Source organism: Pseudoalteromonas sp. BDTF-M6, assembly GCF_018334135.1.
In the GTDB taxonomy this organism is placed as follows: domain Bacteria; phylum Pseudomonadota; class Gammaproteobacteria; order Enterobacterales; family Alteromonadaceae; genus Pseudoalteromonas.
Genome location: NZ_JAGXTQ010000004.1, coordinates 378,512 through 391,759, shown reverse-complemented (window position 1 = coordinate 391,759; position 13,248 = coordinate 378,512). Strand labels below are relative to the sequence as shown.

9 protein-coding genes are annotated in these 13,248 nt (G+C 50.5%); 6 read left to right on the top strand and 3 right to left on the bottom strand.

Annotated features, from left to right (window positions below):
• The first annotated feature begins 54 nt into the window (after window positions 1–54).
• Together KD147_RS11670 and KD147_RS11665 are read left to right on the top strand one after the other, a co-directional pair.
• Window positions 55–978, top strand: a complete 924-nt coding sequence (locus KD147_RS11670) for an ExeA family protein (protein WP_105254006.1) — start codon at window positions 55–57, stop codon at window positions 976–978.
• 9 nt (window positions 979–987) lie between these two features.
• Window positions 988–2,061, top strand: a complete 1,074-nt coding sequence (locus KD147_RS11665; protein ID WP_212547972.1) for a general secretion pathway protein GspB — start codon at window positions 988–990, stop codon at window positions 2,059–2,061.
• Between the two features lie 84 nt (window positions 2,062–2,145).
• On the opposite strand, the gene putA is transcribed toward KD147_RS11665, so the two are convergent.
• Window positions 2,146–5,949 carry a bifunctional proline dehydrogenase/L-glutamate gamma-semialdehyde dehydrogenase PutA gene (gene putA / locus KD147_RS11660; protein WP_105253937.1) on the bottom strand — a complete coding sequence of 1,268 codons (3,804 nt, stop codon included), beginning with the start codon at window positions 5,947–5,949 and terminating at the stop codon, window positions 2,146–2,148.
• 285 nt (window positions 5,950–6,234) lie between these two features.
• Between putA and KD147_RS11655 the strand changes: the two genes are divergently transcribed.
• A complete protein-coding gene (locus KD147_RS11655; RefSeq protein ID WP_105253936.1) occupies window positions 6,235–6,717 on the top strand; it encodes an Lrp/AsnC ligand binding domain-containing protein in 483 nt (160 codons plus the stop codon).
• 50 nt (window positions 6,718–6,767) lie between these two features.
• Here the strand turns inward: KD147_RS11655 and KD147_RS11650 are convergent, their stop codons facing one another.
• Entirely contained in the window at window positions 6,768–7,358 is a 591-nt protein-coding gene (locus tag KD147_RS11650; protein ID WP_105253935.1) for a TIGR04211 family SH3 domain-containing protein, read from the bottom strand.
• Between the two features lie 189 nt (window positions 7,359–7,547).
• Here KD147_RS11650 and KD147_RS11645 point away from each other — a divergent pair, with 189 nt between their 5' ends.
• Both KD147_RS11645 and KD147_RS11640 read left to right on the top strand, forming a co-directional pair.
• On the top strand, window positions 7,548–9,071 hold the full coding sequence (locus KD147_RS11645; RefSeq protein ID WP_212547971.1) for a CYTH and CHAD domain-containing protein: 1,524 nt from the start codon (window positions 7,548–7,550) through the stop codon (window positions 9,069–9,071).
• Window positions 9,031–9,705, top strand: coding sequence for an START domain-containing protein (locus tag KD147_RS11640; RefSeq protein ID WP_212547970.1), 675 nt, complete (start codon window positions 9,031–9,033; stop codon window positions 9,703–9,705). The genes KD147_RS11645 and KD147_RS11640 overlap by 41 nt, the downstream gene beginning before the upstream one ends.
• Before the next feature lie 46 nt (window positions 9,706–9,751).
• Here the strand turns inward: KD147_RS11640 and metK are convergent, their stop codons facing one another.
• Window positions 9,752–10,903: a methionine adenosyltransferase gene (gene metK, locus KD147_RS11635; RefSeq protein WP_105253932.1), complete on the bottom strand. Its 1,152-nt coding sequence runs from the start codon at window positions 10,901–10,903 to the stop codon at window positions 9,752–9,754.
• A gap of 348 nt (window positions 10,904–11,251) precedes the next feature.
• Here metK and tkt point away from each other — a divergent pair, with 348 nt between their 5' ends.
• A complete protein-coding gene (gene tkt, locus KD147_RS11630; protein WP_105253931.1) occupies window positions 11,252–13,243 on the top strand; it encodes a transketolase in 1,992 nt (663 codons plus the stop codon).
• The last annotated feature ends 5 nt before the right edge of the window (window positions 13,244–13,248 follow it).

Sequence of the window (13,248 nt, the reverse complement as noted above, 5' to 3'; positions counted from 1 at the left end):
CCTACCAGGGAGGTTTTCCGGGTAAGGCCTGTGGCAAAAACTAAGGACCTATTTGTGTATCTAGATTACTTTGGCTTAACCGAAAAACCCTTTTCCATCGCCCCAAACCCCGAGTATCTCTATCTCAGTGAGCGCCATAATGAAGCGTTGGCGCACCTGACGCATGGTTTGGGTGAGTCCGGCGGCTTTGTGTTGCTGACCGGCGAGGTGGGCACCGGCAAAACCACGGTAACCCGGTGCATGCTTGAGCAGGTGCCGGACTCGACTCAGGTGGCCTTTATTCTAAACCCCACCTTGTCCGAGCTGGAATTGTTGGCGAGTATCTGTGATGAACTGGAGATCGAGTATGATCACCAAAACGCCACCCTGAAGACGCTGACAGACCGCATTAAGGGCCGTTTGCTAAGCAACCATGTTAATGGCCGTCATACCATGCTGATCATCGATGAAGCACAACATTTGGCGCCGCAGGTATTGGAGCAGCTGCGTTTACTTACCAACTTAGAGACCAACCATAAAAAGCTGTTGCAGATTATTCTCGTTGGCCAACCGGAATTGCAGGCCTTGTTGCGTCGTAATGAGTTGCGCCAGCTTGCACAGCGCATTACCGCCCGATACCACCTGTTACCACTGACGCTGGCCCAGGTCGATGCCTATATTAAACACCGCCTTAAAATTGCCGGTGGCAGGCAGATCCTTTTTGATCGTGCCGCGGTAAAGCAAATTCACCAACTGACCGGCGGTATTCCTCGCTTGATCAACCTGTTATGCGAGCGCGCCTTGCTCGGTGCCTATTCGGCCCAGGTAAATCAGGTCAGCAAAAAATTGGTCACTCGGGCAGCTCAGGAAGCCTTGCCGGAGACCTTACCAAGTCAGAAAAATAACGGTACCGAGAGCCGCGGTAAACGTTTTGTTTTTACCCTGGGCGGGGTTATGATGCTCTTCGCCGTGGGCATTGGCTTATCTTACTTTATTTAGGGCTCTACTATGTCGCTGTTATTAGACGCATTAAAACAATCACAAAATCAATCGAGTGCCCTAGAATCTGAGCCCGATACATCGCAACAAGAGGCGCTAGATTTTTATCGCCGCCTAAGTTGGGGTTTAGTCGCCCTGGTGGTAGTCGCCGTGGTTCTGGTTGTTGGTTATTTTGCCGGCAAATGGTGGCAGGATAATAGCAATGAGCTATTGGTGCAGGCCAAGACACAGATGCAAGCGCAGATGCAATCACAGGGGCAGCAGCCGACCAATGCGAATGTCGGTACGGCGCAATCGGCCTCTCCGGCTCAGGTGAATGCCGAGTTGGCTTTGTCTCAAGCACAGCCAACCGATAATCCGCAGAATGGCCAACGGGTTGCTCAGATGAATTCACAGCAGGGGCAACTGCAGGGGCTACCGCAGGGGCAGGTTAATGTAAATGCCCTGCAGGTGCCGGTGCAATTCGCTCAGCCCTATCAGCAAATGGTGCCCGTGTATGTGATGGGACAAATGCCACAGGCCTATGGTCCCGGCACTTATATGCAATGGGTGCCCGCCTATGGCAATCCAATGATGGCAAACGCAGGCCAGTACCCACAGGGCTTTAATCCTGCGGCGCAGCAGGTCGATACCAGCCAATACAAGGTGGTGGGTAAGCCAATGGAGCAGGGCAATAATGATTATCAGCAAACCCAGCAGAACTACTCTTCGACTCCCAGCTATAACGATGCCGAGTTACAAGGGGTGTCAAACGATCTAAAACGTGCGTTTGCCGACGCCGTTGCCGCCACCGAAGGCATGCAAAACGATGATACCGTCACCACCGCGTCGCGCAGCAGTGCCATGGTAGAGCCCATCGAGTTGCTGCCGGACGCAATTCAGAGCCGTATTCCACCTTTGGTCTATCAAGCCCATATTTATGCTACCGCGCAGGATAGACGCTGGATTAAGCTCAATGGTTATGAGTTGTATGAAGGCGATACAGTGGGGCGTTTGCGGGTGGTGGAGATCACCCCGGAGCAGACAATTCTAAGCGTCGATAACTATGAGTTCTCACTGGAAGCGATGCAGGATTGGCCTTAAGAGAGGCACCGGCTTATCGGCGTTTAGGCGTTGAGAGAATAATAAAAAAGGCGCCAATTGGCGCCTTTTTCAGTAGCTGACGATTTATTCTTCGTCTTCTACTAGGGTCATCAGCGAGGTGTTACCACCCGATGCCGTGGTATCGATACTGATGGTCTTTTCCGTCAGTAGACGGTTGATCAGGGTATCGTAGTACTCGGCGCTGATCACCGGCAGGATAGCACCCTTACGGTTAGCTAACTGCTGTGCGAAGTAGCCCAAGCGAGATGAGCGTGCCGCTACAACCGCACCGGCTAGGTGAGGGTGAGCCAAGATGGCTTGTAGCTGGTTCGGCTTAGCTACCTGCAGTACGCCCTCGGCTACACCGGTTGCGATGAACTTGTCGCGGAATGCCAAGGCTTCCTCATAGAAGAGCTCTGAAGCAACGGTGATAACCGTGTTACCCGCGGCCAGCGCGGTGATAATCGAGATCGCCCAGAAGTTGAACGAAGTACTCTTATCGGCATAACACACCACGCAACCACGAGGTTCTAGGTAAAGAATGTTCGACTCACCCGTTGGTCCAGGCAATACCTTAGGACGCTTCATGCGCTTTTCAATGCGGTTAAGCTGCGTACGTGCATCGCTTAAGGTCTTGGCCAGGTCGTCTGCTAGCTCGTCGATGATCTCTACCGTAGCCACTTTTGCCAATAGCTGACGCAGTGCCGATACGCGGTCGTTTAGCGCCGTTGCACGCCAGATTTTCTCATCGCGCATAGAGGTTGCCATAAGCGCCTCTACTTTTTCATTGGCGCCTGAGTAGTGGTGTAGATCCGCTTCATCCGCTGGTAGGTTGGTCATCTGCACGTTCTCTGGAGATGCCTTCTCTTTAACCAAACGTAGCAGGTAGTTAGGACCGCCGGCCTTAGGACCCGTACCAGAAAGACCGCGGCCACCAAATGGCTGCACGCCAACGATAGCACCGATCATATTACGGTTAACGTAGACGTTACCTGCACGCGATTGACGGGCAACGTACTCACAACGCTCTTCGATACGTGAGTGAACGCCCATTGTCAGGCCGTAACCCGTGTTATTGATTTGATCAATCACGTTATCCAGCTCACCCGCTTTAAAGCGAACGATGTGAACAACAGGACCAAATACTTCACGCTTAAGTACCGACAAATCCTTGATTTCATACAAACGTGGTGCAAAGAAGAAGGCACCGTTTTCGTTGTTATCAGGGATTTCACACTGATAGTGCAGTGTGGCGTTGCCTTTTAGGTACTCAACGTGCGCGGTGAGCGCTTTCAGTGCTTTGTCGTCGATAACCGGACCGATATCCGTAGATAGGTAAGCCGGATCGCCAACATGGAGCTCGGCCATCGCGCCTTTAAGCATTTCGATAATGCCGTCGGCAACGTCGTCTTGAAGGAACAATACGCGCAGTGCAGAACAACGTTGACCGGCACTTTGGAAGCCAGAATTAATCACATCGTCTACAACCTGCTCAGGCAGGGCTGTAGAGTCAACGATCATACAGTTTTGGCCACCGGTTTCGGCGATCAGTGGTACCTGGATATCGTTACGCGCTGCAAGTGTTTGCGAAATCAGCGTGCCGGTTTCCGTTGAACCGGTGAACATTACGGCTTGAATGCGCTCATCAGGCACTATGTGCTTACCCACTTCACTACCGCGGGCGATCACCGGCTGAACAACGTGCTCAGGCAGGCCTACAGACTGCATTAGCTCAATGGCGCGCAGCGCGATTAGACTGGTTTGCTCAGCTGGCTTGGCGATAACCGTGTTACCGGTCACGATCGCAGCTACCACCTGGCCTAGGAAGATGGCCAGAGGGAAGTTCCATGGGCTGATACATAGCACCACACCACGGGCTTCAAAGCGCTCATCTTCTGCTAGCTCTTCGGCACGGGCAGCGTAGTAGCGACAGAAGTCAACGGCTTCACGTACTTCATCGATACCATCTTGAGTCACCTTACCTGCTTCCTTGATACACAAGGCAACCAGTTCATCGTGGTGACGTTCAAGAATGTCACCAATGCGACGTAGTAAGTTGGCGCGCTCGGTAACCGGGGTAGCCGACCAAGAAATAAACTCTTTCTCGGCATTTTCAAGCAGGGCTTGCATATCGTCGCCACTGTGCAAACGATGCTGACCGATGATCTCTTTGTGGTTTGCAGGGTTGCGCACCGCTAGGTTTCCTTCGGCAACCTGATCTTCGCTGATAAGGTGCTCGGCAAACCAGGCATCCAGATTCGCTTTTAATGGCGTAATGGCATTGATATCGGTTAGGTCCATACCCTTGGAGTTAGGACGCTCGTCACCGTATAGTTCAATCGGCAGTTTGATTTGCTTGTTGTACTTGTTACGCAAGCCTTGCAGGGTTTCTACCGGATCTGGCAGTAATTCTTCAACCGGCTTAGACGTATCAACGATGGCATTAACGAATGACGAGTTAGCACCGTTTTCAAGTAGACGACGTACCAGGTAAGCAAGCAGGTCTTCATGTTGACCAACCGGTGCATATACGCGGCACTGGATTTTTTCTTTGATCACGATTTGGTCGAATAAAGACTCGCCCATGCCGTGTAGACGCTGGAATTCAAACCCTTCGTTGTCGCCTTTGGCTACTTCCAAAATGGTTGCCGCTGTGTAGGCGTTATGGGTTGCAAACTGAGGGTAAAGAGCGTCTCGCGCATCCATCATTTTAATGGCGCAGGCTTTGTAAGAAACGTCGGTAGTGGCTTTACGGGTAAATACCGGGAAGTGATCTAAGCCATCTTGTTGTGTGGTTTTGATTTCGGTATCCCAGTAGGCACCCTTAACCAAACGCACCATAAGCTTGCGGCCAACGCGGCGAGCTAGGTCGGTTAGCCACTCGATAACGAAGATTGCACGCTTTTGATAGGCTTGAACGGCTAGGCCAAAACCTTGCCAGTCGCCAAGCTCGGCGTCGCTGAATACCGCTTCGATGATGTCTAATGAGATATCGAGGCGATCCGCTTCTTCGGCATCAACGGTAAGGCCGATGTCGTATTGCTTGGCAAGTAGCGCCAAGTCTTTAAGCTTAGGTACGATCTCTTCCATCACGCGTTCACGGTGAGTGAACTCGTAACGTGGGTGAATTGCCGAAAGTTTTACCGAGATACCCGGGCTTTTCACCGGGCCACGACCGTTGGCCGCTTTACCTATGGCATGAATCGCGGTGACATAGCTGTTGTAATAACGTTCTGCATCACGCATGGTGCGAGCGCCTTCGCCCAGCATGTCGTACGAATACACGTAACCCTTGCTTTCGGTTTCTGCTGCACGTTCGATGGCTTCGTCAATGGTTTGACCCATAACGAATTGCTTACCCATGATCTTCATCGCAAAGTTTACAGACTTGCGGATCACCGGCTCACCCAAACGACCTACGGTGCGCTTGAGTAGACCAAATTGGTCTTCTTTATTTTTGTCACTGTAGTTAACCATTTTACCGGTTACCAATAGGCCCCAAGATGAAGCGTTAACAAACAGTGAGTCGCTGCTACCCAAGTGTGAGCTCCAGTCTCCCTTGGCTAGCTTATCGCGAATTAATTCTTCTTGTGTTGCTTTGTCTGGCACGCGCAATAACGCCTCCGCCAAACACATTAACACCACCCCTTCCTCAGTCGACAGAGAGAACTCATTCAATAATGCATCAACACCGCTTTGACCATCTTGGTCCTTACGGATATTCAATACCATTTGACGAGCGCGCTCCCATGCGCGGCTGCGTGCCGTAACGCCTACTTCGGCCAGAGGAAGAATGTGATCAATAACTTCATTCTCATCAATACGATAAAAATCACGGATTTTCTGGCGAATAGGGCATTCAGTAATCAAATTGCCTTCAAATAACATAAGCAACCCTCAAAATAACGGAGTCTAAACATAGCAACTGTACCCTACACCACAAGGTGAGATGGTGGGGCCTCGGTTACGACAATTACTACATTGTAGGTTCTAACTGCGAGAGTGTAGATTTTACCTACGTGGATATTCAGTGTGTGCGGTTAAGATTGCGCTCTTAAGGAATACACATTCGCGGGCATTCTAAAGAAAATACCGCAGAATATGCTGGTTTAATTTTGGCAATTACGATAATTTACAGGGTATATTTGTAGCTTGCCCGTATAAAATTCTGTTATGTCGTTTATAGCCAAGTCTCGAGTCCTAGATAGAATCGATTTAGCCATCCTTGATGAGCTGCAAAAAAATGGTCGCATCTCTAATGTAAACCTGGCTAAACAGGTGAACCTAAGTCCCAGTCCCTGCCTGGATCGGGTTAAACGCCTGGAAACAGATGGTTTTATTGAGGGCTATTACGCCAAACTGAGCGAGCAAAAGCTTAACCAAAGCCTCTTGGCTCATGTACAGGTGTCACTGGTAACCTCCAATACCTCGGTGTTTAAAACCTTTAAGGAGCACATCATGAACACCCCGCAAGTCGTGGAGTGTGACATGGTGGCTGGCGGCTATGACTACCTGCTTAAGGTGCGGGTGAGTGATATGAATGAGTACCGTCAGGTGCTTGGCGATTTGGTTGATATCCCCGGGGTGGGCACACACCATACCTATATGGTGATTGAAAAGGTGAAAGAAGACACCGGCTTGCGAATTGAGTTATAAAAAAGAGCGCCTAAGCGCTCTTTTTTATTGTAAGTCATGTAAAGGCGAGTTTACGCCCAACCATCGTAGCGCTTTCTGCGCGATAGGAAGATGGTTAAAATGATCCCCAGGAATAAACCGATAAAGGCAATGGCACCGCCATAGGTCAGTAACTGACGCTTTTCTTTGGCGCGCAGATTCTGCTGTTTGGTTTGAATGGCGTCGCGCTCGGCAATGGCTTGATCAAGCTGGGCCTGTAATTGCTCGGATTGCGACGTTAAATCGCTGTTCATGCTTTGTAATTGTGGTACCTGAGCCTGCACATCACGTAACTTCTGCTGGGTGCTGGCCAACTCTTCGGCCAGGTTTTGGTGTTTTACCTTAAGGCTTTGCTCTTGATTGATGAACTTGCTTTCTACCCAGCCTTGGCGCTCTTTATCGTCGACAATTTCGAAAAAGCCGTTATTTTCGGTGCCGGTAACCAGCTTGATTTCGGTGCCGGCATTAACAGAGCCGACAATACGATAGTTTTTACCCGCGCCAGAGTGCATGAAAATGTATAAATCGTCACTGATATAAGCGGTACTTGGTGCGGCATGGGCCGTCTTGGTGATTAGTGCGCTGGAAATAAAAAGTAGCGCAACACACAGGTGTTTTAGCATGCAACTAAACCTTGTTTACGTAAATAAGATGTTGATTGAGGCATAGTATTGGCTGACGTGGCGATTGGCAAGGCCGATTTTGTAACCCAGCCCTGTCTCTAAGGGCCTAAAAGCATGCAAAAAGTTTGCATTCATTGACGGCTTTGTTTATGTTGTCTTCTTGTCAATTTCATTGGTCTTCTATAACGCATGGACACTGAAATAGAGCTGAAATTTTTAGTTTCTGAGGCGGTCATTCCGTCAATTCCAGCACTTATCACACAGTTTGCAAAAACCGTAACCAACAAGCCTTCACGTAATCTGCAAAACGCCTACTTTGATACTCCCAGTCGTGAACTGCGGGCCTTGGACATAGGTCTACGTACACGCTGCTGCGATGGTCAATGCGAGCAAACCATTAAGCTTGCCGGCGACAATGTCGGGGGCTTGCATCAGCGTCCAGAGTTTAACTTGCCCATTGAAGGCAACCGTCCCGAGTTGAGTGAATTCGATGCCGGCATTTGGCCGCACGGGGTGCAGGTCGAGGCCATCGCCGATAACTTATACCCGCTCTTTAGTACCAACTTTATTCGCCGTACCTGGCTGTTAGAAACCCAGGCCGGCACCTTGATTGAAGTGGTGTTGGATAAGGGCGAGGTGGCCGCCAATGCCAGCGTTGAGCCGATCTGCGAATTAGAAATTGAATTGATTAAAGGCGAGCGCAGCGAACTCTTCTCCCTCGCTGAAAAACTGATTGAAAACCTGCCGCTGCGCATGGGACTCTACTCCAAGGCGGCGCGCGGTTACCGTTTGGCCGATGACCAGCCGCTGGTGGCGAGTAAGGAAATCGACATGGTGGCATTGAGCAACGCCGACTCACAGGAGCGGGCGCTGGAGAAGTGTCTAAGCCATGGCATCACCTTTGTGCAAAAGCACGAGGAATGCTATTTCCAAAAGCCTACTTTAAAAACCCTGAAACGCATTACCGACGGAGTCAGCCTTATTCGCCATAGCCTGTGGTTGTTTAGCGACATCGTTGAAAAGCAGGACACCGAGCGCTTACGCTCAGAGCTGAAATGGCTGTTAAGTGAATTAAGCTGGGTGGAAACCGCCATCCAACTGAAAACCTTTACCTCGAAAAAGCACGCTTACTATAAAAAGATCAATGCGGCACCCGAGTTGGCGCAGGTAATAGACGATTTAAAAGCGATTCAACCGAGCATTGACGAAGTGCAAAAGGTCTTTACCAGCAAACGCTATAATCTCTTGCTGTTAGATCTCACCATCTGGTTAACCGAGCGCGGCTGGCGACAGTCCTGGGGACAGTCGCAATTCCAGGCCGCAGAGAAAAACATCCATGAGATCGCCGCCCATTTGCTGGAGTTTGACTGGCATGAAATGCGCGCCTTAGTCGACAATGATTCGCCGCTTTCAAGCAGTGAATACTTGAACTTAAAACATCGTCTTGAGCGTAATTTATTGAGCGGGTGTTGTTTAGGCGCCTTGTTCGATGAAAGTGCGCGAATGAATTTCCGAGCCCCCTGGCTGGATATCATTCATGGCACCTTCGAGTTATTCACTCTTAATTACCTTGGCCAACTATGCCAAGGCAAGGACAGCGAGGAGCTGGCGAAAATCCAGGCCTGGCTGGCACAGAAAACGGAAAGTCTACTGGGTGCCATGGAGCAAAGTCGTGAAGCAACGCGTAATATTCAGCCTTATTGGCGCGATTAGTCTACTGAGCGCGCAAAGCTACGCCTTTGCGGAGCAAGCAAATTGGCGCACCTGGAAGCACTCGCAGCAATACCAGGTGCACTATTATAAAAATGCGGAAGGACACTATGCCATAAAGGCAAAGTTGTTTATTGCCAAGGCCACCAAGGCGCAGTTTATCAGCCTGTTGCACGACACCAAGCATGCGCCCGACTGGCTTGAGGGCGTTAAGCGCGTTAACTTACTCGGCAGTCCCAGTGCCAATCAAACCCTGGTCTTTACCCTTCTAAATTCGCCCTGGCCGGTGGCCGACAGGGAGCTCTACACCGAATCTTGTTACCAAGCCCTGCAGGGGCAAAGCTCACGCTTGTTAATCCAGAGTCTGGACCCCGACCAAGAGGTGGGGAGAGGGCGAGTACGTATCAAAGAGTTAGAAGCGCTGTGGACGCTAACGCCGCGAACGGATGGTTTGGTGTTGGAATATGAGGTCGTGGCCGACCCGGGCGGTGCCATTCCTACCTGGCTGAGTAACAGGGTGTCGCTAAACAGTGTCTACAAGACGCTGATGAATTTACGCCGGGTGCTGCCTAAAACCCAGGTCATGTCACCTCTGCCTTTGCAAGAAGGTGATTGCTCCGGCTTTAAGCAGAAATAAAAAAAGCGCTCAGTGAGCGCTTTTTTCTATGCGGTTTGCGGTTGCCTTAGAAGCCCGCGTCTGCTTTTAATGCTTCTACTTTGTCCGTCGCTTCCCATGGGAATTCGTCGCGACCGAAGTGACCGTAAGCAGCGGTAGGCTGATAAATAGGACGCTCAAGGTCAAGCATCTGGATCAGGCCGTAAGGACGTAGGTCGAAGTGCTTGCGGATAAGTGCAATTAGGTGCTCTTCGTCTAATTTACCTGTGCCGAAGGTCTCTACGCTGATAGAGGTAGGCTCGGCCACACCGATAGCGTAAGACACTTGAATTTCACAACGATCTGCGAGGCCGGCGGCAACGATGTTTTTCGCGACGTAACGGGCTGCGTAAGCTGCTGAACGGTCAACCTTTGATGGATCCTTACCAGAGAAGGCACCACCACCATGACGGGCCATACCACCGTAAGTATCTACGATGATTTTACGACCAGTCAGACCACAGTCACCCATAGGGCCACCGATAACAAAACGACCGGTAGGGTTGATAAAGAACTTAGTGGCTTTGGTGATAAGCTCGGCCGGAAGTGTTGGCTTGATGATGGTTTCCATCACAGCTTCTACCAGGGCGTCTTGTGAAATGGTGTCACAGTGCTGAGTTGAAAGAACAACTGCGTCGATACCAACCGCTTTACCATTTTCATAGGCAAAGGTTACCTGAGACTTTGCATCAGGGCGAAGCCAAGGTAGCTCGCCGTTTTTACGAACGTGCGCTTGACGCTGTACTAGGCGGTGTGAATAAGTAATAGGAGCAGGCATCAATACGTCTGTTTCGTTACAGGCGTAACCGAACATTAGACCCTGGTCACCGGCGCCTTGATCTTCTGGGCGTGCACGGTCAACACCTTGGTTGATGTCTGGAGACTGCTTACCAATGGTGTTTAGGATGGCGCATGAATCCGCATCAAAGCCCATATCTGAATGGGTGTAACCAATTTCACGTACTGTTTTACGAGTAAGCTCTTCGATATCAACCCAAGCGCTGGTGGTGATCTCACCGCCAACCATAACCATGCCGGTCTTTACATAGGTTTCACAAGCGACACGGGCGTGCGGGTCTTGCTCCAAAATAGCATCTAATACCGCATCTGAAATTTGGTCAGCGATTTTATCCGGATGTCCCTCGGATACTGACTCAGAAGTAAATAAATGTTTTGCCATTGGTCTTTTCTCACAAGTCTCGCGCTTCCCAAACTCGTCACCAACCTCTGGGCGCAGCGCAGCATAAAAATAAGGCGCGTATTCTAGCTAAATGATCGCACCTTGCATAGCAATTTTACGCCTAGACGTCCAAATTACTTATTTCCATTCTCCAAGCCTATTGCTTGCCCTTAAATAAGCTAAAGTTTTTACTCTAGTTGATGAGTAATTCTAAAGTCACCCGCTTTGGCCATAAGTTTTATTTGCAGGGGGCGTATGAATAAGTAAAAATGGGCACCTATTTTGCCTTCGCTAGCATGAGCAAAGGCGAATCTTCCAGCGCAAATACACTTAAAGGTAGGAGAATTCATGCCATCTCGCAAAGAACTCGCTAACGCCATCCGCGTCTTGTCTATGGACGCCGTTCAACAAGCTAAATCAGGTCACCCGGGTGCCCCTATGGGCATGGCCGATATCGCCGAAGTCCTTTGGCGCGACTATTTAAAGCACAACCCTACTAATCCTCAGTGGGCTGATCGCGACCGATTTATCCTGTCCAATGGCCATGGTTCAATGCTGATTTATTCGCTGCTACACCTAAGCGGCTATGACCTACCTATGGAAGAAATTAAAAACTTCCGTCAACTACATTCAAAAACACCGGGTCACCCAGAGTATGGGTATGCGCCGGGTGTTGAGACCACTACGGGTCCATTAGGTCAAGGGATCACCAATGCAGTGGGTATGGCTATCGCCGAGAAAGCCCTGGCTGCGCAATTTAACCGCGAAGGTCACGACATTGTTGATCACTACACCTATACCTTTATGGGTGATGGCTGTTTGATGGAAGGTATCTCGCACGAAGCCTGTTCATTGGCGGGTACTCTGGGCCTTGGCAAGCTGATCGCATTTTGGGATGACAACGGCATCTCCATCGACGGTGAGGTAGAAGGCTGGTTTAGCGATGATACTCCTGCACGTTTTGAGTCTTATGGCTGGCACGTGGTGCGTGGCGTTGATGGTCACGACAGCGAAGCGATTCGCGCGGCCATCGAAGAAGGTCGTGCTAACTCAGACAAGCCTACCCTTATTTGTTGTAAAACAGTGATTGGTTACGGCTCACCGAATAAATCGGGCAGCCATGACTGCCACGGTGCACCGTTAGGTGATGAAGAAATTAAAGCGGCACGTGAATTCCTAGGTTGGAGCCATGACGCTTTCGTGATCCCTCAGGACGTTTACAGCCAGTGGGACGCAAAAGAAGCGGGTCAGCAAAAAGAGCAAAGCTGGAAAGATAAGTTTGCTGCCTATAAGGCTGAGTTCCCTGAACTAGCAGCGGAATTTGAGCGTCGTCAAAACAGTGAGCTACCTGCGGATTGGGCTGAAAAGTCACAAGCCTACATCGAGCAGCTGCAAGCAAACCCGGATAACCCGGCAACGCGTAAAGCATCACAAAATGCCCTGAATGCCTTCGGTCCTATGCTACCTGAGTTTATGGGTGGTTCGGCGGACTTGGCCGGCTCAAACCTAACGCTATGGAGCGGCTCTAAAGGCTTGACCAGTGATGATGCCAACGGCAACTACATCTTCTACGGTGTGCGTGAGTTCGGTATGTCGGCGATCATGAATGGTATCGCACTGCACAAAGGTTTTATTCCTTACGGTGCGACCTTCTTGATGTTTATGGAATACGCTCGTAACGCCGTACGTATGGCGGCGCTGATGAAAACACCAAGCATCTTCGTGTATACCCATGATTCAATCGGTCTGGGTGAAGACGGTCCTACGCACCAGCCGGTAGAGCAAATGGCGAGCCTGCGTTATACCCCTAACCTAGTTAACTGGCGTCCTTGCGATCAGGTTGAGTCGGCTATCGCCTGGCAACAAGCGATCGAGCGCAAAGACGGTCCAACCTCACTGGTATTTACTCGTCAAGGTCTAGCCCAGCAAGAGCGTAACGCAGAGCAGTTGGCAAACGTTAAGAAGGGTGGCTATGTACTAAGCTGTGACGGTAACCCAGAGGTGATTCTGATCGCTACCGGTTCAGAAGTACAGCTGGCTATGGACGCAGCCACCGAATTGCGTGCACAAGGCAAGCAGGTGCGTGTGGTATCTATGCCTTCGACGGATCTGTTCGATGAGCAAGACGCAGCGTACAAAGAATCTGTACTACCGGCGGCGGTGACTCGTCGCGTTGCCGTTGAGGCCGGCATCGCCGACTTCTGGTACAAGTATGTAGGCCTAAATGGCAAGGTGATCGGCATGACTACCTTTGGTGAGTCGGCGCCTGCGGGTGAGCTGTTCAAGCTGTTCGGTTTCACCGTGGACAATGTGGTAGCTGCGGCTAACAGCCAATTCTAATCGCT

Bases quoted from the DNA above. Each gene is read 5' to 3' on its own strand.
- putA (WP_105253937.1), bottom strand. From the start codon at position 5,949: ATGTTATTTGAAGGCAATTTGATTACTGAATGCCCTATTCGCCAGAAA.
- KD147_RS11650 (WP_105253935.1), bottom strand. From the start codon at position 7,358: ATGCTAAAACACCTGTGTGTTGCGCTACTTTTTATTTCCAGCGCACTA.
- KD147_RS11645 (WP_212547971.1), top strand. From the start codon at position 7,548: ATGGACACTGAAATAGAGCTGAAATTTTTAGTTTCTGAGGCGGTCATT.
- metK (WP_105253932.1), bottom strand. From the start codon at position 10,903: ATGGCAAAACATTTATTTACTTCTGAGTCAGTATCCGAGGGACATCCG.
- tkt (WP_105253931.1), top strand. From the start codon at position 11,252: ATGCCATCTCGCAAAGAACTCGCTAACGCCATCCGCGTCTTGTCTATG.
- KD147_RS11665 (WP_212547972.1), top strand. From the start codon at position 988: ATGTCGCTGTTATTAGACGCATTAAAACAATCACAAAATCAATCGAGT.
- KD147_RS11655 (WP_105253936.1), top strand. From the start codon at position 6,235: ATGTCGTTTATAGCCAAGTCTCGAGTCCTAGATAGAATCGATTTAGCC.